Raw genomic sequence first — 22834 nt, 5'->3', positions numbered from 1 at the left:
CCTAACCGCCGGGCAGCGGGTCCCCGGGCGTGACCACGCCGCTCTGGTAGGCCAGGACGACCAGCTGGGCCCGGTCGCGGACCTCGAGCTTGGCCATGGCCCGGTTGACGTGGGTCTTGGCGGTCAGCGGGGACAGGAACAGCCGGGCGGCGATCTCGTCGTTGCTCAGGCCGTGGGCGACCAGGATGAGGATCTCGCGTTCCCGGTCGGTCAGCACCGTCAACGCCGCGGTGCTCGCGGGTGGGCGCAGGTCGGCCAGGAACCGGCCGATCAGCCCGCGGGTGGCGGCCGGGGACAGCAGCGCCTCGCCGGTGGCGACCACCCGGATGGCCTGCAGCAGGTCGGCCGGGGCGACGTTCTTGCCGACGAATCCGCTGGCCCCGGCCTGCAACGCCAGCACGACGTTGTCGTCGTCCTCGAACGTGGTGACGACCAGGACGCGGACCCCGGCCAGGCTGTCGTCGGCCGACAGGCGGCGGGTGGCCTCCAGGCCGTCCATGCCGGGCATGCGGATGTCCATCAGCACCACGTCGGCCCGCTGGGTGCGGGCCAGTTCGACCGCCTCACGGCCGTCGGACGCCTCCGCCACGACCTGCATCCCCGGCTCCGCGTCGATGATCATTTTGAAGCCGGCGCGGATCAGTGCCTGGTCGTCGGCGAGCAGGACCCGGATGGTCACGGTGTGGTCTCCAAGGCGTGGGCGTGGGCGGGCAGGACGGCGGTCACCCGGAACCGGTCGCCGTCGGGTCCGGCGGTGACGCTACCGCCCGCGGCGGCGGCCCGTTCCCGCATCCCGATCAGCCCGAACCCGGTCCCGTCGCCGCGGCCGGCGATCCGGTTGCTGACCTCGACGGTGACCGTGCCGGGGGCGTGGGTCAGGTGCAGGGTGATCGGGCCGTCGCCGTAGCGGTGGGCGTTGGTCAGCGCCTCCTGCACGATCCGGTAGGCGGCCAGGTCGGCGATGGCGGGCAGTTCCGGCCGCTCGCCGCTCTCGTCGTAGCGCACGTCGAAATTCGCCAGCAGGGCGGGCAACTGGTCCAGGCCCGGGCTCGGTGCGGTCGGGTCGGCCTCGCCCGGGTCGCGCAGCACCCCGATCACCGACTTGATCTCGCGGAGCACGTCGTCGGAGGCCCGCCGGATCACCTCCAGGACCGGGCCGGCCTGCTCCGGGTGCTGCTGGATGACGTGCCCGGCCGCCCCGGCCTGCACGGTGATGACGGCGATGTGGTGGGCGACGACGTCGTGCAGCTCGCGGGCGATGCGCAGCCGCTCGTCCATCACCCGGCGGCGGGCCTCCTGCTCGCGGGTGTGCTCGGCCTGGCGCAGCCGTTCGGTCATCTCGGCGATGTAGGCCCGCCGGTTCCGTACGGCCTCCCCGACCGCGCCGCCCCCGCCGATCCACGCGTACAGGCCGAGCGACTGCAGCGACCACCACACGCCCGGGTCGGCGATCATCCCCACCGCGAACAGCACGGTCGCGGCGCCGACCGAGCATAGCCACGCCCGCTTGTAGGTGGTGTGGAGGATGAAGTGGTACATCAGGAAGCCCAGGGTGAGCAGCAGCGCCTGCGACGGCGCCCGGACCGCGATGGTCACGGTCAGCGCCGCCCCGACGGCCACCATCGCCGGGACCGGCCAGCGGTGCCGGGCCAGGATCGCCACGACGGCGGTCACGGCGATCGCCACCGGCCGGACGGCGCCGCCGCGGATCTCGTCACCGATCACCGCGCCGACGGCCAGCCCGGCCAGCAGCAGATCGACCAGCCACCTTCGTCTCAGCACCCTTAGACCGTATGCGGTGCGTGCGGGTGGTGCCGTCGTCCGGGCGCGGTAGTGCCCGCCCGGCCCGGTTACTGCGGCCGTAGTAGGCGCCGACCGCGGACGGACGACGAAACCGGCGCTGATCCCCGGGACGGTGTTGGGCATGGCTACGTTCCTCTACCGGCTGGGCCGGTTCTCGTTCCGCCGCCGCTGGACGGTCGCGCTCGCCTGGCTGGCGGTGCTGATGGCCGTGGCCGGCGGCATGGTGCTGCTGCAGAAGCCCACGACCTCGTCGTTCAGCATTCCGGGCACCCCCGCCCAGCAGACCATCGACCTGCTCACCGAACGGTTCCCGCAGGCCGCCGGGAACACCGCGTCGGCCCGGGTGGTGTTCGCCGGGCAGCCCGTCGACCAGGCCGCGGTGGACGCCACCATGGCCGCGCTGAAACGCTCGCCGCAGGTCGCGGCGGTGGCCGAGCCGGCCTTCAACCCGGACCGGACGGTCGCCTACGCCCAGGTCACCTACAGTGTGCCGGCGACGGAGCTGACCGATGCGGCCCGCGACGGCCTGAACCAGGCGGCGCAGGCAGGCCGCGACGCCGGGCTGACCGTGGAGATGAGCGGTGACGCGCTGCTGGTCTCCGGGCACACCCCGATCGCCGAGATCATCGGGCTCGGGGTGGCCGCGGTCGTCCTGGTCATCACGTTCGGATCCCTCGTCGCGGCCGGGTTGCCGCTGCTGACCGCCCTGGTCGGGGTGGGTATCGGGGCGGCCGCCATCGGGATCGCGTCCGGGTTCACCGACCTCGGCGACACCACCAGCACCCTGGCCATGATGCTGGGCCTGGCCGTGGCCATCGACTACGCGCTGTTCATCGTGTCCCGGTACCGGCACGAGCTGGCCGCCGGGCACGACCGGGCCGAGGCCGCCGGACGCGCGGTCGGGACGGCCGGGTCGGCGGTGGTGTTCGCCGGCCTGACGGTGGTCATCGCCCTGGCCGGGCTGGCCGTGGTCGGGATCCCGTTCCTGACCCAGATGGGGGTGGCCGCGGCCGGCACCGTGGCGGTGTCCGTGCTGATCGCGCTCTCCCTGCTGCCCGCCCTGCTGGGCATCGCCGGGACAAAGATCAAGCCTTCCCCCGTACGGGACCAGGCCGCCAAGCCCGCACTCGGCGTGCGGTGGGTGCGGGTCATCGCCCGGCGCCCCGTGGCTGTCCTGGTCGCCGCCGTGGCCCTGCTCGGCGTGATCGCCATCCCGGCCACCGACCTGCGCCTCGGCCTGCCCACCGACGCCACGGCGGCACCCGACACCACCCAGCGCAAGGCGTACGACCTGCTCACCGCCGGGTTCGGTCCCGGGTTCAACGGCCCGCTCACGGTCGTCACCGACGCCGGCGACGCGGCCGCCGTCACCACCGCCATCAAGGGCCTGGACGGTGTCGCCATGGTCGCCCCGCCGGTCACCAACCCGGCCGGCGACACCTCCATCCTGACCGTGGTGCCGGCCACCGCCCCCGACGACGCCGCCACCGAGGACCTGGTCCACGCCATCCGCGACGTCGACGGCACCCTCGGCGTCACCGGCACCACCGCCCTCAACCTCGACGTCAGCGAGAAACTGGCCGGCGCCCTGCTGCCCTACCTCGCCCTGGTCGTCGGGCTGGCGTTCGTGCTGCTGACCCTGGTGTTCCGCAGCCTGCTGGTCCCGCTGAAGGCCACCCTCGGCTTCCTGCTGTCGGTCGCGGCCACCTTCGGCGCCTTGGTCGCGGTGTTCCAGTGGGGCTGGCTGGCGGAGGTGTTCGGGGTGTCGCAGACCGGCCCGATCATCAGCTTCCTGCCCATCCTGCTCATCGGCATCGTGTTCGGCCTGGCCATGGACTACCAGGTGTTCCTGGTGACCCGCATGCGCGAGGACTTTGTCCACGGGGCGCCGGCCCGCGCGGCGGTGGTCAGCGGGTTCGGGCACGGTGCCCGGGTCGTCACCGCCGCCGCGCTGATCATGATGAGCGTGTTCTTCGGGTTCATGCTCGGCCCCGACGCGGTGATCAAGAGCATCGGCTTCGGCCTGGGCATCGCCATCCTGTTCGACGCCGTCGTCGTCCGCATGATCATCGTGCCGGCGGTGATGACCCTGCTCGGCCGTTCCGCGTGGTGGCTGCCGCGCTGGCTCGACCGGCTGCTGCCCGACGTCGACGTGGAGGGCGCCGGACTGACCCGCCACCTGGCCGCGCCCGTGGCCGGGGAGAAGGAGCTGGAACCCGCCGGCCGTTAACCCAGGGGGAACTCCTCCAGGGCCGACCACGACGAGCCGGGCACCGGTGTCCCCACGGTCAGCCGCATCGCGGTGATGCGGGCCGGGACGGGCAGGTGCCCGGCCACGTCGTCGGCGGCCGCTTTCAGGTCGGCCGGGTCGTGGTCGTGGCCGATCGTCAGGTGCGGGACGACCTCGTCGTACAGGCCGTCGTAGGGGCGGGCGGCCGGGAACCGGGCCGTCACCGCCGCGGTCAGCGCCCGGAACGGGCCGGCCGGTTCCGGGGCCAGCCACACCACCCGCTCACCGAACCACGACACCGCGGTCAGGGAGCAGAAGAACGCGGGCACCCCGGCCGCGGCCTGCCGCAGGCCGGTCCGCACGTGCCCGTCGATCCGGTCCGGCGGCAGGAACGGGTAGCAGACGGTGATGTGGGCGGGCACGCCCCACGCGGCGGCCTGGTCGTAGCGGTCCCGGTGGGCGGCGACGAACGGTTCGGCCTCGGGCACGGTCACGATCAGGGCGCTGTGGGTGGGTTCCATCGACGCATTCTCAGGGACGCCCTGACGAATGTCATGCCGGGCTCGTGACGGGTAACAGCCGGGCCGGGCCGTTGCACGGCCCACGATAGGTCCATGACCCTCACTGACACCGCCGCCACCGCCACCGGCGTGGCCGCGGTCGACCTGGACGGCGTCGTCAAACGCTTCGGCGCCGTGACCGCCGTCGACGGCATCTCGCTGCGCATCCGGCCGGGCGAGGTGGTCGCCCTGCTCGGCCCGAACGGCGCCGGCAAGACCACCACCGTCGACATGCTGCTCGGCCTGTCCCAGCCGAGTTCCGGCCGGGTCCAGGTGTACGGGCAGCGCCCGCACGACGCGGTCGCGCTCGGCCTGGTCTCGGCCGTCATGCAGACCGGCGGGCTGCTCAAGGACTACACGGTCGAGGAGACGGTGCGGCTGACCGCGGTGCTGTTCGGCAAACCGGCCACTGCCGTCGGCGAGGCGATCGAACGGGCCGGGCTCACCGACGTCGCCAAACGCCTCGTCGGCAAATGCTCGGGCGGGCAGCAGCAACGGCTGCGGTTCGCGATGGCCCTGCTGCCCGACCCGGAACTGCTGATCCTCGACGAGCCGACCACCGGCATGGACGTCGCCGGGCGGCACGAGTTCTGGTCGGCGATCCGCGACGACGCCCGCCGCGGCCGCACCGTCATCTTCGCCACCCACTACCTGGAGGAGGCCGACGCGTACGCCGACCGGGTCGTGTTCGTGCGGCGCGGGCGGATCGTCGCCGACGGCACCTCGGCCGAGGTCAAAGCCCTCGCCGCCGGCCGCACGGTCCGCGCGACCTGGCCCGGCGCCACCGAGGCCGAACTGACCGCGATCGCCGGCGTCGAACGCACCGAGATCCGCGGCGACAGCGTCTGGCTGCACGGCAACGACACCGACAGCATCGCCCGCTACCTGCTCACCGAGACCGGCGCCCGGGACCTGGAGATCACCTCCCGGAACCTGGAGGACGCGTTCCTGGCCCTGACGGCCGACGAGGAGACCGCATCATGACCACCCTGGCCGTTGCCCAACGCCGCCTGCCCCGGTTCGGCGGGTTCAGCCCCGGCATGATCGGACTCGAGCTGCGCCGCATGCTGCGCAACCGGCGCACCGTCATCTTCACCTTCGTCATGCCCGCCGTCTTCTTCCTGCTCTTCGGCACCGGCGGCGACTACAAGACCGAACGCATCGGCGACGGCAACGTCACCGGCTACATCCTGATCAGCATGGCCGTGTACGGGGCCATGCTGGCCACCACCTCCGGCGGGGCGATGGTCTCCATCGAACGGGCCGCCGGATGGAGCCGGCAGCTGCGGCTGACCCCGCTGCGCCCGGCCGCCTACGTCGCGGTGAAACTGGTCCTGGCCATGATCATCGGTGCCGTGTCGGTGGCCGTCGCGCTCGTGGTCGGCGCCTTCGCGGGGGCGCAGCTGCCGGCCACCGCCTGGGTGTTCTGCGGCCTGCTGGCCTGGGTCTGCGCCCTCGTGTTCGCCGCGTTCGGCCTGTTCATGGGCTACCTGCTGCCCAGCGAGAACGTCATGCAGATCCTCGGCCCGGCCCTGGCCATCCTGTCCTTCGCGGGCGGGCTGTTCGTGCCGCTGGACACCCTCGGCCACACCTTCGCCACTATCGCCAAGTTCACCCCGGTCTACGGGGTCGGCGAGATCGCCCGCTTCCCGCTCACCCACGACGGGAACCTGTGGGCGGCCGTGCTCAACGTGGTCGTGTGGACGGCCCTGTTCGCGGCCGGCGCGATGTGGCGGTTCCGGCGCGACACCGCCCGCGTGTGAACCGTAGATTCCTTCCCATGACGACGGCGGCGACCGGCCCGGGACGCTACGGGTGGTTGTTCGCCGCCGTCTGGCTGTTCTACCTCGGCAACAACGTGCAGGCCCTGGTCGGGCAGCCCAACCTGTACTGGCGTACGGCCGGGCTGATCTCCGTGGTGGTGTTCGCGGCCGGCTACCTGTTCCTGGTCAGCCGGGCCCGGCAGATCCGCCGCGGCACCGGCGGCCCGGCCCGGCACGCCGTGCGCACCTGGCTCGGCATCACCCTGCTGCTGGCCCTGTTCGGCCTGCAGATCCCCGGCGCCGGCGACAACGCCCTGACCTGCCTGGTCTACATCGCCGCCCTGGCCATGGTGAACCTGCCACTGGCCCAGGGTGCCCCGCTCGCGCTCACCCTGGCCGCCGCGGCCGAGATCCTGCCGCACGTCGTGCCCGGCTGGACCGACGGCCAGTACGGCCTCGCCGTGCTCCTCGGCTCACTGGCCACCTACGGCTTCCGGGCCGCCATGGAACGCCAGGCCCGCCTCGTCGTGGCGCAGCGGGAACTGGCCGACCGGGCGGTGGCCGACGAACGCGCCCGCATCGCCGCCGACCTGCACGACATCCTCGGCCACTCGCTGACCGTGGTCACCGTCAAGGCCGAACTGGCCCAGCGGCTGCTCGACGTCGACCTCGACCGGGCCCGCCGGGAACTGGCCGACCTGGAGACCCTGGCCCGCGACGCCCTGGCCGACGTGCGGGCCACCGCCATGGGCGTCCGCGGGATCTCCCTGCCCGGCGAGATCGCCGCCGCCCGGGAGGCCCTGGCCGCCGCCAACGTCGAGGCCGACCTGCCCGGCGCCGCCGACGAGGTACCCAGCCGCCACCGGGAACTGTTCGCCTGGACGATCCGCGAAGCCGTCACCAACGTCGTCCGGCACAGCGGGGCCCGCCACGTCCGGGTGTCCCTGGCCCCGGGGTGTGTGGAGATCGTCGACGACGGGACCGGCCCCGCCGGGTCCTCCTCCGGGCAGGGCCTGGCCGGGCTGAGACGCCGCGCCGACGCCGCCGGAGGACAGCTGACGGCGGGCACCAGAGACGACCAACCCGGCTTCCGGGTGCGGGTGGAGGTACCGACATGATCAAACTGCTGCTGGCCGACGACCAGGCCCTGGTCCGCGGGGCCATGGCCGCCCTGCTCGACATGGAACCCGACCTCAAGGTCGTCGCCGAGGTCGGCCGCGGCGACGAGGTGGTCGCCGCCGCCCGGGCCAGCGAACCCGACGTCGCCCTGCTCGACGTCGAAATGCCCGGCCTCGACGGGGTCGCCGCCGCCCGCGCCCTGCTCGCCGTGCAACCCACCTGCCGGGTCCTGATGGTCACCACCTTCGGGCGGGCCGGCTACCTGCGCCAGGCCATGGCGGCCGGGGCGGGCGGATTCATCGTCAAGGACACCCCGGCCCGGCAGCTCGCCGACGCCGTCCGCCGCGTCCACGAAGGGTTACGCGTGGTCGACCCCGGCCTGGCCGCGCAGTCCCTGGCCCAGGGCGACTCCCCGCTGACCGAACGCGAGACAGGGGTGCTGCGGGCCGCCTCCGACGGCGGGACGGTCGCCGACATCGCGCGGGAACTGCACCTGTCCGAAGGCACGGTCCGTAACCACCTGTCCGCCGCCATCGGCAAGACCGGCGCCCGCACCCGCGCCGAAGCCGTGCGGCTGGCCGGGGAGAACGGGTGGCTGCTCACTTGAGGATTCCGGTTCCGATGCAACCCAGCAGCACCCGGTAGCCACCTTCTTCTGCACCCGGCCGCCACGAAAGTTCCCTCTTGTCAGCCACGACAAGGGGGAACCACCGATGAACGCCGACATCGACACGCTGGTCCAGGACAACATGGCCCTGGTCGGCCACATGGTCCGGGAGATGCTGTTCAAGGTTCCACCCCACGTGCACCGCGACGACCTCGCGTCGGCGGGGTATACGGCTCTCGTCACCGCGGCCCGCGCCTTTGATCCGGACCGGGGGATCCCGTTCGGCCGGTTCGCGGCCCAGCGCGTACGCGGCGCGATGCTGGACGAACTGCGGGGGATGGACTGGGCCAGCCGCTCGGTCCGGGCCCGGGCCCGCCGCGCCGACGAAGCCCGCCAGGAGCTGACCGTGCAGCTCGGCCGCACCCCGACTGCCGAGGAACTCGCCGCCCTGCTTGGTGTCGCGGTCAGTGAACTGTCGAACACCCAGGATGACGTGCAGCGGGCCGCTGTGTTGTCACTGCAGGGCTTCACCGCCGGCGACATGGTCACCGAGCCGGCCCGTAACCCGGAGGAGATGCTGATCTACCGGGAGCGGATCGGGTATCTGCATGATGCGGTGGCTGTGCTGCCGTCGAAGCTCCGGTATGTCGTGGAGGCGTCGTTCCTGCGGGAGCGGCCCCTGTCCGAGGTTGCCGCTGAGCTTGGGGTGTCCGAGTCTCGGGTGTCGCAGTTGCGGACCGAGGCGTTGGCTCTGCTCCGGACCGGGTTGACGGTCCACATGTTGCAGCAGCCTGCTCCGGTTCCTACCGGCTGTGTGTCTCGTAAGCGTGCCCTGTACGCGGCCAAGATCGCCGCCCGTACCTCCATGGTGTCCCGCCTCGCCGTCACCGACCTGCAGGGCCTGCCTGCGGCGGCCTGACCCGGGTCGGCAAGATCAAAACATCAACCAGGGGGACGCTGTTCGTCTTGGTGGTGGGAGATCGGCCCCCTGCCTGACCTGGTGTTTGGTGCGGTTCAGGTCAAGAGCTGTCACCGGAGGCGGGGGTGGTGTTCGTCGTGGGCGGGGCAGGCGTCCGGTGCCTGGCCGTGGAATGGCTGGGGTCAGGTCAAAGGCTGGCACTGTGGGATGTCCGTAGTGGGGGCGTTCCGTAGCCACCGTGCGGGGGTCCGTGCTGACTCACCCTTTACTGCTCACTGCCTCTGTCGGGCCGGCTCTGCGTAACGTCAGCTGGAACGTAGGAAGGTCAGCAGGAGTTCGTTGATCTTGGCTGGGTCTTCCAGGCTTGGTAGGTGGCCTGCCCAGTCCAGCTCTACATGCCTGGCCTGGGGCAGGCTTGCGGCCAAACTGGTGGCGATCGCTGCGAAGTCTGGTAAGTCGTGAGCGCCTGACACCAGCAGTGTGCGTGCAGTGATCGCGTCTGGGGTCCAGTCGATCTCGATCTCGTCGGGCTCGTCGGCGGCCAACTGCACCTTGAAAGCATGTGACTGCATTTCCCGTACGAGGGCACGTGCCTCGTCGGAGGCTTGCGGGCCCAGCCACGTCTGGACATTCAGCTCGGTGGCGGTCGCAACGTCGCCTGCCTCCAGCAGGGCGTTCTCGCCGTCCCAGAGCGCGCGTAACGCTGGTGACGGGACCAGGCCGGGCGCGGCCGTGCACAGCAGAGTCAGGGACGCGACGCGGGACGGCCAGCGGGCGGCGATCTCGAGCGCCACCACGCCGCCGCCTGATGAGCCGACCAGGTGTAGCGGGCCGTCGCCGGTCAGGGCCAGCGCCTCGGCGGCCACGTCCGTCGGTGCGGTCGGGACGGGCGTGTCGCCGTACCCGGGAAGGTCTGGCCTGATGGCTCTGAAACCGGCCTTGACCAGGGCGGGCACCTGCGGGGTCCACATGCGGCGGTCGCAGACCGTGGAGTGCAGCAACAGGACTGCTGGACCGGAACCGTCAGACTCATGGGATAGCGTCATCGCCGCGCACGCTACGCCGGCCGTGGGTCGAGGGGAAACGAATTGATGGTGAGCCTGCAGGACGTCCGGGACGCTGCCGCGCGCATCGAAGGGGTCGCGCACCGCACGCCGGTGATCACGTCGCGGACCCTGGACGAGCGTACCGGCGCGGAAGTCTTTCTCAAGGCCGAAAATCTGCAGCGGATCGGGGCGTTCAAGTTCCGCGGGGCCTACAACGCGATCCGCAAGCTCGAGCCCGCAGCCCTCGCCCGGGGGATCGCGGCCTACTCGTCGGGCAACCACGCCCAGGCCGTCGCGCTCGCCGCCCGGGAACTGGGCACCACCGCGGTGATCGTCATGCCGGAAGACACGCCCCGCTCGAAACTCGACGCCGTGGCCGGCTACGGGGCCGAGATCATCACCTACGACCGGTACACCGGTAACCGGGAGCAGATCGGTCAGGCGCTGGCCGACTCGCGGGGGCTGACCCTGATCCCGCCGTACGAACACCCGGACGTGATCGCCGGGCAAGGCACCGCCGCCCTCGAACTCCTCGACGAGGTCGGGCAGCTCGACGCGATCCTGGTGCCGGTCGGTGGGGGCGGGCTCATCGCCGGTAGCGCCATCGCCGCGAAAGGCCTGCAACCCGGCATCCGCGTCCTCGGTGTGGAGCCCGAGGCCGGCAACGACACCTACCTGTCGCTGAAGGCGGGGGAGCGCGTCACCATCGACGTGCCCCGCACCATCGCCGACGGGCAGGCCGCCCCGACCCCGGGGGAACTCACCTTCTCGATCAACAAAGAGCTCGTCGACGAGATCGTGCTGGTCAGCGACGACGAGATCCGCGACGCCCTGCGGTTCGCGGTCGACCGGCTCAAACTCGTCATGGAACCCAGCGGCGCCACGGGACTCGCCGCGCTGCTGGCCGGTCGCCTCACCGGCGGGGAGCCGGCCCGCATCGGTGTGATCATCTCCGGCGGCAACGTCGGCGCGGCCCGCCTGGCGTCACTGCTCGGCTAGCACCTTCGCCTCGACCGCCGGGTCCAGGCCGACGCGCGGGCGGTCGGCGCGCTGCGGGGCGTCGCCGGGCAGGGACTGCAGCCACGCCCAGGCGTCGGCGACCGTCTCGCGGACCGGGCGGCACACCAGGCCTTCCCCGTACGCCTTCGACACGTCCCCCTGATGCAGGAACGTGTGCAGCTCACCCGGCGGCAACCAGATCGGCAATTGCGTCCACCCCTGGATCCCGGCCGCCTCGATCACCTCGGGGCCGGTCCAGCGCAGCTCGGCGTGCCCGCCGGTGACCTCGTTGACCACATCGAGAAGCTCACCCATGGTGGTGTGCCCGGACCGGCTGACCAGGTCGAACGGGCCCGCCGTACGGCGTCCGGCGTTGTCGAGCAGGAAGTTGGCCAGGTCGCGGGCGTCGATGTACTGCAACGGCAGGTCCCGCGGCCCGGGCGCCAGGGTCGGGCCGCCGCGCGCGAGCCGGTTCAGCCACCACGGCAGACGGCCGATGTCCTCGTACGGGCCGAGGATCAGCCCGGCCCGCGCCAGCAGCACCGGACCGTCGAACGCGGCCGCCCCGAGCTCACCGCGCAGCTTGTCCCCGGCATAGCCCTCGTCGCTGACGTCCACGAGCGGCGCGTCCTCGGCCCTCTCGTTCTGCTCACCCGTGTACACCGAACGGCTCGACACGTACGAGTACACCCCGGCCCGGCCGCTCAGCAGCTCCGCCGTCCGCCGTACGGCCTCACCCCGCGCCGACCAGGTGTCGATGACCGCGTCCCACGTGCCGTCGTCCAGCGCGCTCAGATCGCCCTCACGGTCCCCGGTCACCGTCGTCACACCGGCCGGGGCACTGCGCCGGCCCCGGTTGAACACGGTCACGTCGTAGCCACGGCGCACGGCCTCGTCGGCGACGGACCGGCCGACGAAACCGGAACCGCCCAGGATCAGCACTCTCATGCGGGGACCATGCCTGCCCCCGTACGGGAAACGGAAGGTCTTTCTCCTGTCAGCGAAAAGCCCGCAACGCCTCCACGACGAGCGCGTGGTCCTCGGCCTGCGGCAGACCGGACACCGTCACCACGCCGACAACCCCGACATCGCGGATGCGGATCGGGAACGCCCCACCGTGCGCGGCATAGTCGGCCGGGTCGACACCCATCCCCGCGTCCAGCTCCTGACCCTTCGCGGCCAGCCGACGCCCGACCAGGAACGACGACGCACCGTACCGCTCGACCACCCGCACCTTGCGCTCGATCCACCGGTCGTTGTCGGCCACACTGCCCGGCAGACCGGCATGGAACAGCTGCTGCGCACCCCGGCGGATGTCGATAGCCACCGGCAGCCCCCGCTCGGTCGCCAGCTGCACCAGCAGGCTGCCCAGGCGCCACGCGTCCGCGTTGTCGAAACGGGTCAGCTCGAGCTCGGCCTCCTGGGCCACCAGCTCGGCGATCAGATCATCGGTCATGCGGGCATTATCGACGCCGGGACCGCTGCAACCAGATCCCGATCGCCGCAAGAGCGATGAAGATCATCACTGAGCAGCACAGCGCCTTGATGAACATCGGCACTCCCATCTTCGTTAGGGTTCGTACTCGTGCGCCTGGCCACCTTCAACCTGCTGCACGGACGATCCCTGTCCGACGGCACGGTACACGCCGACCGCGTCGCCCGAGCCGTCGCCGACCTCGACGCCGACGTCCTCGGCCTCCAGGAGGTCGACAAGGCCCAGCCCCGCAGCGGCCTGCTCGACCTCACCGCCATCGCCGCCGACGCCCTCGGCGCACCCGTCCACCGCTTCGCCGCCGCCGTCGTCGGCACGCCGGGGGAGACCTGGCAACCGTGGCGCAGCGACGACGACAACGAACACCCGCTCTACGGCATCGCCCTGGTCAGCCGCTACCCGGTCACCCGCTGGCAGATCACCACCCTGCCCGGCGCCCCGATGCGCTCACCCATCTACGACCCCGACAACGGGCTGCGCCTGCTCAAGGACGAACCCCGGGTGCTGCTCGCCGCCGTCCTCGACACCCCCCACGGGCCGATGACCGTCGCCACCACCCACCTGTCGTTCGTGCCCGGCTGGAACCTGCGGCAACTGCGCCACGCCGTACGGGCGCTGCGGGGTCTCCCGGCCCCCAGAGTGCTGCTCGGCGACCTCAACATGCCGGCCCGGCCCGTACGCGCCGTCAGCGGCTGGCGCACCCTCGGCCGCGCCGCCACCTTCCCCAGCCCCATGCCCCGCGCCCAGCTCGACCACATCCTGGCCGACCCTCACGGCATCGACACGTTAGGCCGCGTCGTGCAGGTCTCCACACCCCGGCCGGCTGTCTCCGACCACCTGCCCCTGGTCGTTCAGCTCGACCGCCTCAGGTAGACGTCCTCCAGACCGTCCTCCGGGTCCCACTGCTCGCCGATCTTCCTGAACCCGAACCCGGCGATCGTCGCCCGCGACCCGATGTTGTCCGGACGGATACTTGCCCGTACGGCGGTCACGCGCGGATCACCGTCCGCCCGCTCCAGCAGCGAACGCAGCATCGCCTTGGCGTAGCCCTTACGCCGATGCTCCGGCGCCACCGAATAGGCGACCTCGACGACACCGTCCTCGTCCGGGGGCCCATGAAACCCTCCGTGACCGACAGTTACACCCTCCGGCTCGGCCACCGCGGCCCGCGCGATCCACTCACCGGCCGCCGGATCAGCCACCACCTCGTCGAGACGGATAACCCACAACCAGGCCTCATCCACCAGGAACGAACTCAGCTCGGCCCCCGCGGCGGCACTGGCGGCCCCCAGATCACCGGCGATCAACGCGGACAGGGCGGCGGGGGAGAGCTGTACGAAACGGATATCCGGCACCGCAGCATGTTCACACACAGTTGCGATCAACACCACACATCAGTTGCGCACAACTGAATTGCGCACTACCGTTCTCCGCATGGTCACCCCGAGCACGCTCGACCAGATGGTCTGCTTCCAGCTCTACGCCGCCAGCCGCGCCATGACCGCCGTCTACCGGCCACTGCTCGAACCCCACGGGTTGACCTACCCCCAACTGCTGGTCCTCGTCGCCCTCTGGGACCACGGCCCAACGACAGTCCGCGACCTCGGCACTCGCCTGAAACTCGACAGCGGCACCCTCTCGCCCCTGATCAAACGACTCGAAACCGCCGGACACGTCCGCCGCGACCGGGGAAACAGCGACGAACGCACCGTCGTCGTCTCCCTGACCGAATCAGGCCTGCGCCTGCGCGACCAACTCGCCGGCCTGCCCGAACAGATCGCCTGCGCCGTCGACCTCACCGTCGACGAATTCCACCAGCTCATCCACCTGCTCAGCCGCATCCCTCAGAAAGGAACCACCGCATGACCACGCTCTACACCGCCTCCGCCACCGCCAGCGGAGACGGCCGCAACGGCCACGTCCGCTCCAGCGACGGCGTCCTCGACTTCGACCTCGCCGTCCCCAAGGAAATGGGCGGCCCCGGCGGCGCCCTCACCAACCCCGAACAACTCTTCGCCGCCGGCTACGCCGCCTGCTTCCACAGCGCCCTCAAACTCGTCGCCCGCAACGAGAAAATCACCCTCACCGACACCGCCATCACCGTCGACGTCGGCATCGGCCCATACCCCGACGGCACCCCCGGCTTCCAGCTCAACGCCACCATCGAAGCCGAACTCGCCGGCGTCGACGAGACCAAGGCCCTCGCCCTGCTCGAAGCCGCCCACCAGGTCTGCCCCTACTCCAACGCCACCCGCGGCAACATCGACGTGAAACTGTCCGTCGCCTGACCCAGCTTTCCCAACGCGCGGTTCGTACGGTTCGCCCGTACGGCCGCGCGTTGCTGTTCCGCCGTCACCTCGATGTAGTTCTGCGACGTCGCCAGCGACGCATGCCCCAGCAACCGCATGATCTCGCTCGCATTGGCCCCGTCCTCCGCCAGCCGCGTCGCGAACGTATGCCGCAGCGCGTGCAACTGAGCCCCCCGCGGAACACGGTCATTGACACCCGCACGCCGGTAACACGAACTCACCAGATACTGCAGCCCACCCCGCTGCAGGGGAGCACCCTTGCGATCCACCATCAACGCCTCATCCGGCCGCACCCGGCCGAACCGCACCCGCCGGCTCTCCACATACCGCTCCACCACCGCATCCAGCTCCGGCTCGATCGGCACCGTCCGCGGCCGCCCACCCTTACCGGCCACCTCCACCCGCCGCTCACCCGGACGCCCCAGAAACGACCCCGTACGCAGAGCGAGCATCTCCGACAACCGCAAACCCGCACACAGAGCCAGAGCCAGCACCGCCACATCCCGCTCCGGCCAGGGATCCCGCTGACGCTCATCCACCCGCGACACGGCATCCAGCAACTGCTCCGGCGTGTCCTCACCCCGCAACGGCTTAGGGGAGTGGGCCTGCAAGCGAGGCTTGTCGACGGCCGACATCGGATTGCCGGCCACCACCTGCTCGGTCACCAGGAACGTGAAGAAAGCGTTCCAGCTCGACCAGGCCCGGGCCACTGAGGCGGGGGCGCGGGAGCTCGCAAATCCGGCAAAAGCCAGACGCAGATTCCTGGGGGAGAGGTCACCCAGAGTGACGACTTCCCGGTCCATCAGATCGACGATCAAGGTCAGGTCCCGCTCGTACGCCTTCAGCGTGTGCACCGAAGGCTTCCTGGTGGCTCGGGCCGCGAGAAAATCACTGGTGAGCTCGCTGACCGGAAAGTCGCGATTATCCTGCATAAGCCATATTATGCACTAATCAGATGCTTTGCGAAAGTCTCGGTCAGTGCGTTCTTGCTGGTCACGATGTGGCTTCACCAGGACGCGCCCCGTCGTGAAGACACATCGGACGCTTTTCTGCCTGTGGACAGTCCCGCATGATCGTTTCGAGCGGCGCCGGCGCCTGTGGACAGGGCCGGGTGCGCAGCCCTTGTCGTGTTGTAGCGTCCCACCAAGCCCCGAGGTGGGCGGGGGCTAGGGATGGCTGCTTTCGGCGATCTTGAATTCGTTCCGAAGCTTCGCAACAGCCTGGCGAACTGCTCGCACACCGCCAAAATCCTGGGAAAACGGCTCTGACAGAACTCCCGCCGGACCGGGCGCGCAGCGCCCTCCAAAGACCGCCGGCAAGTCGGGTGAACCCCGCCGTCAGCCGAGGCGTCGTCCGTGACGCAGTCCGGCCCGTGGCGTCAACCGACCTGCGGGGCGGCTAACGCCGAGAAGGCGCCAGAGCACGTCGTCGTCGGTCTGGAGCACAACGCCCGTGACCTTGCCGTCCCGGACGGCGAGCAGCGCCAGAGCGGCCGGTCTTCAAGAGGCGCCCAGCGCACCTCTCTCCAGCGCTAAGTTGACATAAGATGCATTGACGACCTGAGATTTGGTCGATGGATCGGGCGTCGCGGGCATCCAGGTTGATCGTTTGCCGGCCGGTATCGGGCCGCCCACCAGAAGTTCAGGAACCCAGGCCGAAGACCGCCAGGCGGCGATCCTCAGGCGAGACAGACCCCCAGAAACGCTGACTGGCCAACATCAGCTCCCGCGCCACATCGCGCTGATATCGCGGACGCCCGCCGACGGCGACGAAGGCCGCACTGATCACCTGCTCGGCATCATCCGGCAGGTCGTCATCGCCCATGGCGGGCAGCAACAGACGTAGTCGCTCGGCGGCGCTCTGGCCGTGGTCCGGTTGGTTCGCGACGGCCACGAGCTCCGGCCATGAGAACGCGGGCCCCCGGAAGTGCCCCTCGAGCGCCGCCAACGTGGCCACCCTGTCGGCGCCGGCCGGTTGCAGGAGGTAGTCCCACCCGGAGTCGTCTTCGTAGTTGCGGAACAACACGTAGACACGGTGACCGGATGCGAGCGGCACGACCACGTACGGCCAGTTGTCCGGCCGGTGCAGGTCTTCCGCGTACTCCTCGACGTCAGCCGGATCCGCGTCGAACGCGATCGCCGCCGTCTCGGAGCCGCCCACGGAGAGCAGGAACGCCGGCCAGAACGGCTCCTCCCCCGTCCACGACGTGGCGTCGGTCGGTACGGCCTCGTCCACCGGTGGGTGAAAGCTGTTCAGGTAGTGCCTCAGGATCACCGCGGCAGTGTGCCACTCCCCCTGCGCGATACTGCTGCGCGTGGGTATCAGTGTGCGGGTCGTCGAATACACCGGGCAGCTCGTCTCCGAGGTCACCGCCGAGGGTGATGTGGCAGCCGTGTGCCGATCCGGCCTCGTTTCCGCTGCTGGCGGGCGTGGACGAGTACGACGACACGACGTTCAACGCGCGCCAGGCGGTCATGGTGATCGCCGAGCTCGGGAAGCTGCCGGCGACGGAACCGCTGATCGCTTTGACGGAGCTGCTCCTGCCCGCTCCGGGGCGCCCGCATCACCGGCGGCTGATTTTCAGCGGCGACTAGTGGCTGCCCAGTTCGACGAGCAGGACGCCGCCGATGACCAGGACGATGCCGGCGGCCATGGTGCGGGTGAGCGGTTCTTTGAACGCCGCCCGTGCGATCACCGCTGTCCCGGCGATGCCGATGGCTGACCAGATTCCGTAGGCGACGCCGATCGGCATGCCCGCTTGCAGGGAGAGGGACAGCATCGTGAACGAGGCGATGTAGCCGGCGAGGATCGGGGCGATCCATTTCTTGTGGCGTAGTCCTTCGGAGACGCGCAGGGCCATGGTGGCGCTGATCTCGAGCGCGATGGCGAGACCGAGGAAGACGAAGCTCATGCGGCGGGTTCCGGGTGGGAGCCGAGTTCGATGAGCAGGACGCCGCCGATGATGGCGATGAAGCCGAGGCCCATGACCCAGGTGAGGGGGTCGCCGAAGATGGCGGCGGCGGCCAGGGCGGTGAGGGCGACGCCGCTGGCGGCCCAGATGCCGTAGGCGACGCCGATGGGCATGCCGAGTCGCAGGATGACGGAGATGAGGACGAAGGAGAGGCTGTATCCGGCGACGACGAGGATGTACCAGGCGGGGTGGTCGACGGCGGCGCGCAGGGCGAGGCTGGCGGTGACTTCGGATGTGATGGCGGCGGCGAGAGCGGGCCACTTCATCGGGGGGCTCCTTCGGATCTGTACCGTCCGGGTGTGGCTGAGGTGCGTTGGATCACGGGGTTTCTGGATTCGCCGTCGCTGGTGGCGGAGGGGTTCTGGCTGGATGTGACGGGGTCGACGAGGTCGCCGCGGCGGGGTGATTTCGCGACGTTGGTGCCGGCGGCCGGTGATGCGTATTTACGCGTGCAGATCTTGCCCTCTTCTCCCCCGCGTACGCATCTGGATCTGCATGTGATCGACGTGACGGCGACCACCGTGGAGGCGGTCGGGCTGGGTGCTGCGGTGGTCGGTGACGAGGGGGATCTGGTGGTGTTGCGCTCCCCCGCCGGTGTGGTGTTCTGCCTGGTGCGGTGGGCGGGTGAGTCGGTGCGGCCGGCTCCGGTGGCGTGGCCCGGTGGGCATGTGAGTGCGGTTGATCAGCTGTGTGTGGACGTACCGGGGAACGCTTTTGATCGTGAGGTTTCGTTCTGGTCGGCGTTGACCGGGTGGGCACGGCAGGCGTCGGATCTGCCCCAGTTCGAGCATCTTGTCCGTGGTGCGGGTATGCCGCTGAAGTTGTTGTTCCAGCGGCTCGATGCGGGTGTGGCCGGGATGCATGTGGATCTGGCTTGCTCCGATGTCGAGGCCGAGGTGGAGCGGCTGGTCGCGCTGGGTGCCGAGGTGGTGCGGCGGGTGCCCGGTGATTGGACGACGCTGCGTGATCCGCTGGGCCGGGAGTTCTGTGTGACCGGCCGGTCGCCGTTGTTCTAGGAGCGTTTTCCCGTACGGGCGGAGTGCTCGCGTGGCTTTTTCCGTACGGGGTGGTGGGGCTGGACACGCCGCCGGTGTCCCCCGGGCGCGGTTTTGTCGGTGGGGCCTGGTAGAAGTCTTCATACAAACGTTCGAAGGGTGGCGTGATGGCGGGGTTGAGCACCGACGAGTTGCAGGTGATCCGCGACGGGCTGGCGTCGGGGCGTAAGCCGCGGGTGCAGTTCACCGAGGCGGCGGGGCAGATGGTGGGGCAGATCGGGCAGGTGATCGGGTTGGGTGATCCGGCCGAGTCCGAGGAGTGGGTGACGGTGCGGTTCGGGCGTGACGAGTTGCCCTTCTCCCCCGGTGATCTGCGGGTGGCGCCGCGGGGTGCGGCCGCGCGTAAGGCGGTGCCGCCTCCCGCGCCGGAGCCAGATCCGGTGCCGGCGGGGCCGGCTTTCGTGCTCGATCAGCCGGCGCCCGGGTCGCGTAACGGTTCGCGGCGTGGCGGGCCGGCCACCGCTGCGAGTGTCGCGCCGGCTGTCGTGGAGGCGCCGCGCGAGGATAGGGCGGGCGCGCCGGCGCCGCGAAAGGGTGGGGATGACGTGACTGCGCCGCGGAAACCGGCTGCCCGGGCGGCGAAGCCGAAGCCGCCGCCGGCGCTGACGGTCACTCTGTCTTATGGCGAGGGCGAGTGGATGGTGGCGGCGTCGCAGGGGTCGAAGTCCCTCGCGAAGCCTTATGTGATCCGTCCGGCCGAGGCGTTGCGGATGGTGGCGCTGGTGGATGTGCCGGGGGTGCAGGAGGCGGTGGATCAGATCATGGCGGCCGAGCGGTCCGAGGCCGAGGAGCAGGCGCGGCGGTTGCGGGCCGAGCTGGCCGAGGTCGAGGCGCGGCTGGCCGAGCTGGGCGAGAAGCCGTGAGTTAGCTAGGTGCGGCTGACGCCGCTCGCCGCGACCTCGGAAAGTGTCGCGACGAGCGGGGCCGGTGCCGGGGCGTTGGTCAGCCGATCTTCATTTCGTCCCGGATCCAGGTGGTGATGGAGGTGTGGGCCGGGGTCCAGCCGAGTTGCCGGGCCCGGGTTGCGCGGACTCGGCTGTTCGAGCCGAGAGCGTAGCGGGCGAATCCCTCGCCCCAGGCTTGTCCGGCCTCGTCGAGGCTCCAGGGCTGGACCGGGCCCAGGCCGAAGCGGTCGGCGATCGCCGTGCCGATCTCCCTGAATGAGGCCTCACCGCCTTCGACGAAGTAGAACCCGGTCGCGGCCGGGTTGGTGAGGACGTGGGAGTACAACGCGGCCACGTCGTCGATGTGGACGTTCGACCATCGGTTGTGGCCCTGGCCGACGACCCGCACGATGCCGCTGGCACGGGCCTGGTCGATCAGCGGCGGCAGGAGCACGGTGTCCGGCCGTGGTTCCCGTCCGGTGCCGTAGATCAGCGAGTTGCAGAGGACGACGGTTCGTACGTCGTCGTCGGCTGCTTGGACCAGCATGGTGTCGATCGCGAAGCGGGCCTGCCGCATGGGGTGGGCGTCGGCGACGATCTGGTCGGTGTCGTCGTGGATCGCCGCGGTGGTGTGGTCGCCTTGGGCGTCGTCGCCGATCAGGCTGGATCCGCTGGTGTGAACCAGTGGCTTGCCGGTGTGGCGCAGGGCTCCCAGTAACGTCTCGGCGGCGCCGCGATGATCACTGTTGGCTGCGTTGACCACCGCGTCGGCGGTGGTCGCTTCGGCGGCGAGCAGGTCGGTGTCGTCGAGGGTGCCGCGTACGGGGGTGATTCCGGCCTGTGTGAGCAGCGGTTCGTGGGCCGGGTTGCGGACCAGGCCGCGGACCTGGTGCCCGTCGGCGACCAGACGGGCGGCGACGGCACCGCCGATGTAACCGGCCGCGCCGGTGAGGAAGATTTTCATGAGTGTCCTTTCGCAGTGGCGGTGAGGGGACTGCTGTGCCGGGTGCCCCGGGTGAACAGGGCGAGGGCGATGAGGGGGAAGGCGGCCGTGGCCAGGAAGGCTCCGGCATAGGTGTGGCCGCCGGCGATGATCACGGACAGGCCGATGGCGCCGCCGAGTTGCTGCATGCCTTGCAGCAGGCTCGCGGCCGCCGCGGTGTTGCCGTCCGGGGCCCGGTTCATGATCATGGCGGTGACGGGGGCGAAGGTCAGCCCGGCGGACAGACCGAGTACCACCGAGGGCAGGATCAGGGTGGTGACCGTGACGGGGCCGCTGACCGCCCACGCCATGGCGGCGATGCCCGCCGTCAGGCCTGCGATGCCGAGCGAACCGATCAGACGTTCACCGTGCCGGCTCAGCAGGTGTGGGGTGAGCTGGTTGGCCAGGATCAGTGCGAGAGTGAACGGCACCAGAATCATCCCGGTCTGCACCGGCGTGTAGCCGAGCTGCTGCTGGGTGACCAGGGTGGTGAAGTACAGGTAGCAGACCTGCCCGGCGGGGATGACGAGCATGGCCAGCAGAGGTCCGGAACTGTGCCAGGACCTGAAGAAGCTCAGTGGCAGCACCGCGTCGGGGTTGCCCCGCTCGACGGCGATCAGTACGGCGAGAGCGACGGCCGCGACGGTGAGAGCGGCGATGACCGCCGGGTGGGCGAAGCCCTTGTCACCCATCAGGGTGAAGCCGTAGACCGCCGCGGCCATGGCCAGAGTCGAGGTCACAGCGCCACCGACGTCGAGCTTCTGCTTCGTGCGGGGCAGTTCGGTGAGGAAGGCGAATCCTCCTGCGAGGATCGCGACGCCGACCGGGACGTTGACGAACATCACCGACCGCCACCCGAATGCCTCGGTGAGCAGGCCGCCGATGATCAGTCCGGCGGCTGCGCCGCTTCCGGTGGCCAGCACGAAAAGGGCCATCGCCCGCGCCCGCTGCGGGCCCGGGGTGGTGATGGCGGTCAGCAGGACCAGCACGCTCGGTGCGGCCAGGGCAGCACCGGCGCCTTGAAACGCCCGCGCGGCGATCAGTATCCCCGGGGTGGAGGCGAGCCCACCCGCCGCCGAGGCGACGACGAAGATCGCAGCACCGGTCAGCAAGGCACGGCGGGCGCCGATCAGCGTTCCGATCTTGCCGCTGAGCAGGATGAGGCCGCCGAAGAACAGGGCGTACACCGTCACGACCCAGCTCAGTCCCGCGTCGGAGAACCCGAGCTGCGTGCCGATGCGGGGCAGGGCGACGTTGACGATGGTGGTGTCGACGACCAGCATCAATTGGGTCAGGAACAGGACGGCCAGGCGGCCGGCCATGGAGGAGCGCATACTCACTTCCCATCATTCGGAACGGGTCCAGCGTGAGTGCGGCTCCGGCAATCACCGGCAATTTTTTGCGGATCTGTCAAACTTGACCGGTGCCCACCGCGATCGAGCAGACTCTGCGCAACCTGGGCCCGCGGCTGCGAGCGATACGACAGCGCAACGGCGCAACCCTCGCCGCGCTGTCCGTGGCCAGCGGCATTCCGGTCAGCACCCTGTCCCGGTTGGAGAAGGGGCACCGCCTGCCCACCCTCGAACAGGTCCTTGCCCTGGCCGCGGCACATGCCGTCTCGGTCGACGACCTGCTCGACGGGCCGCCTACCGGCGACGCACGGGTGCACCTGCGCCCTGTGACCCGCAACGGGAAAACGCTGATCCCGCTGACCCGCAGACCCGGCGGCATCCAGGCGTACAAACTGATCCTGCCCGGCGAGGGCCCGCCGGCGACACCGGCGCCGAACACGCACGACGGTTACGAATGGCTTTACGTCCTCAACGGCACGCTCCGACTGGTCCTCGGTGATCAGGAGATGCTGCTCACTCCGGGCCAGGCGGCCGAGTTCGACACCCGGGCACCGCACTGGTTCGGTGCTGCCGGCAGCCAGCCGGCCGAGATCCTGGCCCTGCTCGGCGTTCAGGGCGAACGTATGCACACGCGCGCCACCGCCACCATCAGAACCTCCGCGGAGCGCTGATCTCACCGTGTTGCCGGTTGGACATCCCATCGGTCAGTCGAAGGCTCACCGGTGAGACGGGTCCCCGTCTTC

27 protein-coding genes are annotated in these 22834 nt (G+C 70.4%); 14 read left to right on the top strand and 13 right to left on the bottom strand.

Going from position 1 to position 22834, the window contains the following annotated elements:
• Position 1: 1 nt before the first annotated feature.
• Together KOI35_RS18710 and KOI35_RS18705 are read right to left on the bottom strand one after the other, a co-directional pair.
• Complete coding sequence (locus tag KOI35_RS18710) at positions 2–679, bottom strand: response regulator (protein WP_215788734.1); 678 nt, start codon at positions 677–679, stop codon at positions 2–4.
• Entirely contained in the window at positions 676–1782 is a 1107-nt protein-coding gene (locus KOI35_RS18705; RefSeq protein ID WP_215788733.1) for a sensor histidine kinase, read from the bottom strand. Before KOI35_RS18705 ends, KOI35_RS18710 begins: the two co-directional genes overlap by 4 nt.
• A gap of 142 nt (positions 1783–1924) precedes the next feature.
• On the opposite strand from KOI35_RS18705, the gene KOI35_RS18700 reads away from it, so the two are divergent.
• Positions 1925–4033 carry an MMPL family transporter gene (locus tag KOI35_RS18700; RefSeq protein WP_215788732.1) on the top strand — a complete coding sequence of 703 codons (2109 nt, stop codon included), beginning with the start codon at positions 1925–1927 and terminating at the stop codon, positions 4031–4033.
• Here the strand turns inward: KOI35_RS18700 and KOI35_RS18695 are convergent.
• Complete coding sequence (locus KOI35_RS18695) at positions 4030–4554, bottom strand: 2'-5' RNA ligase family protein (RefSeq protein WP_215788731.1); 525 nt, start codon at positions 4552–4554, stop codon at positions 4030–4032. The two genes, KOI35_RS18700 and KOI35_RS18695, sit on opposite strands and share 4 nt — an antisense overlap.
• Before the next feature lie 93 nt (positions 4555–4647).
• Between KOI35_RS18695 and KOI35_RS18690 the strand changes: the two genes are divergently transcribed.
• The 5 genes from KOI35_RS18690 to KOI35_RS18670 all read left to right on the top strand — a co-directional run bounded on the left by KOI35_RS18690 (position 4648) and on the right by KOI35_RS18670 (position 9001).
• Positions 4648–5577, top strand: a complete 930-nt coding sequence (locus tag KOI35_RS18690) for an ABC transporter ATP-binding protein (RefSeq protein ID WP_215788730.1) — start codon at positions 4648–4650, stop codon at positions 5575–5577.
• Positions 5574–6356, top strand: a complete 783-nt coding sequence (locus KOI35_RS18685; RefSeq protein WP_215788729.1) for an ABC transporter permease — start codon at positions 5574–5576, stop codon at positions 6354–6356. Before KOI35_RS18690 ends, KOI35_RS18685 begins: the two co-directional genes overlap by 4 nt.
• Before the next feature lie 17 nt (positions 6357–6373).
• Positions 6374–7474, top strand: coding sequence for a sensor histidine kinase (locus tag KOI35_RS18680; RefSeq protein WP_215788728.1), 1101 nt, complete (start codon positions 6374–6376; stop codon positions 7472–7474).
• Complete coding sequence (locus tag KOI35_RS18675) at positions 7471–8082, top strand: response regulator transcription factor (protein WP_215788727.1); 612 nt, start codon at positions 7471–7473, stop codon at positions 8080–8082. The genes KOI35_RS18680 and KOI35_RS18675 overlap by 4 nt, the downstream gene beginning before the upstream one ends.
• Positions 8083–8188: 106 nt before the next feature.
• The gene (locus tag KOI35_RS18670) at positions 8189–9001 is read left to right on the top strand and encodes a sigma-70 family RNA polymerase sigma factor (protein WP_215788726.1); all 813 of its coding nucleotides are present in this window, start codon (positions 8189–8191) and stop codon (positions 8999–9001) included.
• A gap of 305 nt (positions 9002–9306) precedes the next feature.
• Here the strand turns inward: KOI35_RS18670 and KOI35_RS18665 are convergent, their stop codons facing one another.
• Positions 9307–10047, bottom strand: a complete 741-nt coding sequence (locus tag KOI35_RS18665; RefSeq protein WP_215788725.1) for an alpha/beta fold hydrolase — start codon at positions 10045–10047, stop codon at positions 9307–9309.
• Between the two features lie 45 nt (positions 10048–10092).
• Here KOI35_RS18665 and KOI35_RS18660 point away from each other — a divergent pair, with 45 nt between their 5' ends.
• On the top strand, positions 10093–11046 hold the full coding sequence (locus KOI35_RS18660) for a pyridoxal-phosphate dependent enzyme (protein ID WP_215788724.1): 954 nt from the start codon (positions 10093–10095) through the stop codon (positions 11044–11046).
• On the opposite strand, the gene KOI35_RS18655 is transcribed toward KOI35_RS18660, so the two are convergent.
• Together KOI35_RS18655 and KOI35_RS18650 are read right to left on the bottom strand one after the other, a co-directional pair.
• Positions 11032–11994 carry an NAD-dependent epimerase/dehydratase family protein gene (locus tag KOI35_RS18655; RefSeq protein WP_215788723.1) on the bottom strand — a complete coding sequence of 321 codons (963 nt, stop codon included), beginning with the start codon at positions 11992–11994 and terminating at the stop codon, positions 11032–11034. The two genes, KOI35_RS18660 and KOI35_RS18655, sit on opposite strands and share 15 nt — an antisense overlap.
• Before the next feature lie 49 nt (positions 11995–12043).
• The gene (locus tag KOI35_RS18650; RefSeq protein WP_215788722.1) at positions 12044–12502 is read right to left on the bottom strand and encodes a heme-degrading domain-containing protein; all 459 of its coding nucleotides are present in this window, start codon (positions 12500–12502) and stop codon (positions 12044–12046) included.
• A gap of 129 nt (positions 12503–12631) precedes the next feature.
• On the opposite strand from KOI35_RS18650, the gene KOI35_RS18645 reads away from it, so the two are divergent.
• Positions 12632–13411 carry an endonuclease/exonuclease/phosphatase family protein gene (locus KOI35_RS18645; RefSeq protein WP_215788721.1) on the top strand — a complete coding sequence of 260 codons (780 nt, stop codon included), beginning with the start codon at positions 12632–12634 and terminating at the stop codon, positions 13409–13411.
• Here KOI35_RS18645 and KOI35_RS18640 read toward each other — a convergent pair.
• Positions 13390–13893, bottom strand: coding sequence for a GNAT family N-acetyltransferase (locus tag KOI35_RS18640; protein ID WP_215788720.1), 504 nt, complete (start codon positions 13891–13893; stop codon positions 13390–13392). The genes KOI35_RS18645 and KOI35_RS18640 overlap by 22 nt on opposite strands.
• Positions 13894–13972: 79 nt before the next feature.
• Here KOI35_RS18640 and KOI35_RS18635 point away from each other — a divergent pair, with 79 nt between their 5' ends.
• Both KOI35_RS18635 and KOI35_RS18630 read left to right on the top strand, forming a co-directional pair.
• Positions 13973–14404, top strand: a complete 432-nt coding sequence (locus tag KOI35_RS18635; RefSeq protein ID WP_215788719.1) for a MarR family winged helix-turn-helix transcriptional regulator — start codon at positions 13973–13975, stop codon at positions 14402–14404.
• The gene (locus KOI35_RS18630; protein WP_215788718.1) at positions 14401–14826 is read left to right on the top strand and encodes an organic hydroperoxide resistance protein; all 426 of its coding nucleotides are present in this window, start codon (positions 14401–14403) and stop codon (positions 14824–14826) included. Before KOI35_RS18635 ends, KOI35_RS18630 begins: the two co-directional genes overlap by 4 nt.
• Here the strand turns inward: KOI35_RS18630 and KOI35_RS18625 are convergent.
• Positions 14775–15779, bottom strand: coding sequence for a tyrosine-type recombinase/integrase (locus KOI35_RS18625; protein ID WP_215788717.1), 1005 nt, complete (start codon positions 15777–15779; stop codon positions 14775–14777). The genes KOI35_RS18630 and KOI35_RS18625 overlap by 52 nt on opposite strands.
• Before the next feature lie 709 nt (positions 15780–16488).
• Positions 16489–17193, bottom strand: coding sequence for a hypothetical protein (locus KOI35_RS18620; protein ID WP_215788716.1), 705 nt, complete (start codon positions 17191–17193; stop codon positions 16489–16491).
• An 83-nt stretch (positions 17194–17276) separates the two neighbouring features.
• Between KOI35_RS18620 and KOI35_RS18615 the strand changes: the two genes are divergently transcribed.
• The gene (locus tag KOI35_RS18615; protein WP_215788715.1) at positions 17277–17441 is read left to right on the top strand and encodes a hypothetical protein; all 165 of its coding nucleotides are present in this window, start codon (positions 17277–17279) and stop codon (positions 17439–17441) included.
• On the opposite strand, the gene KOI35_RS18610 is transcribed toward KOI35_RS18615, so the two are convergent.
• Both KOI35_RS18610 and KOI35_RS18605 read right to left on the bottom strand, forming a co-directional pair.
• The gene (locus tag KOI35_RS18610) at positions 17438–17758 is read right to left on the bottom strand and encodes a DMT family transporter (protein WP_215788714.1); all 321 of its coding nucleotides are present in this window, start codon (positions 17756–17758) and stop codon (positions 17438–17440) included. The genes KOI35_RS18615 and KOI35_RS18610 overlap by 4 nt on opposite strands.
• A complete protein-coding gene (locus KOI35_RS18605) occupies positions 17755–18084 on the bottom strand; it encodes a DMT family transporter (RefSeq protein WP_215788713.1) in 330 nt (109 codons plus the stop codon). The genes KOI35_RS18610 and KOI35_RS18605 overlap by 4 nt, the downstream gene beginning before the upstream one ends.
• Between KOI35_RS18605 and KOI35_RS18600 the strand changes: the two genes are divergently transcribed.
• Complete coding sequence (locus KOI35_RS18600) at positions 18007–18834, top strand: VOC family protein (protein WP_308121060.1); 828 nt, start codon at positions 18007–18009, stop codon at positions 18832–18834. The genes KOI35_RS18605 and KOI35_RS18600 overlap by 78 nt on opposite strands.
• A 146-nt stretch (positions 18835–18980) precedes the next feature.
• Positions 18981–19736 (top strand): hypothetical protein, encoded by a 756-nt coding sequence (locus KOI35_RS18595; RefSeq protein WP_215788712.1) that lies wholly within the window; start codon positions 18981–18983, stop codon positions 19734–19736.
• A 79-nt stretch (positions 19737–19815) separates the two neighbouring features.
• Here KOI35_RS18595 and KOI35_RS18590 read toward each other — a convergent pair whose 3' ends face one another.
• Positions 19816–20721, bottom strand: a complete 906-nt coding sequence (locus KOI35_RS18590) for an NAD-dependent epimerase/dehydratase family protein (RefSeq protein ID WP_215788711.1) — start codon at positions 20719–20721, stop codon at positions 19816–19818.
• Complete coding sequence (locus KOI35_RS18585; protein ID WP_215788710.1) at positions 20718–22073, bottom strand: MFS transporter; 1356 nt, start codon at positions 22071–22073, stop codon at positions 20718–20720. Before KOI35_RS18585 ends, KOI35_RS18590 begins: the two co-directional genes overlap by 4 nt.
• An 89-nt stretch (positions 22074–22162) precedes the next feature.
• Here KOI35_RS18585 and KOI35_RS18580 point away from each other — a divergent pair, with 89 nt between their 5' ends.
• Positions 22163–22762, top strand: coding sequence for a helix-turn-helix domain-containing protein (locus KOI35_RS18580; RefSeq protein ID WP_215788709.1), 600 nt, complete (start codon positions 22163–22165; stop codon positions 22760–22762).
• The last annotated feature ends 72 nt before the right edge of the window (positions 22763–22834 follow it).

This window comes from Paractinoplanes bogorensis, from assembly GCF_018829635.1.
Classification (GTDB): Bacteria; Actinomycetota; Actinomycetes; order Mycobacteriales; family Micromonosporaceae; genus Actinoplanes; species Actinoplanes bogorensis.
Note: the sequence above shows the minus strand (reverse complement) of the source record. Positions and strands in the feature narration are given on the sequence as shown.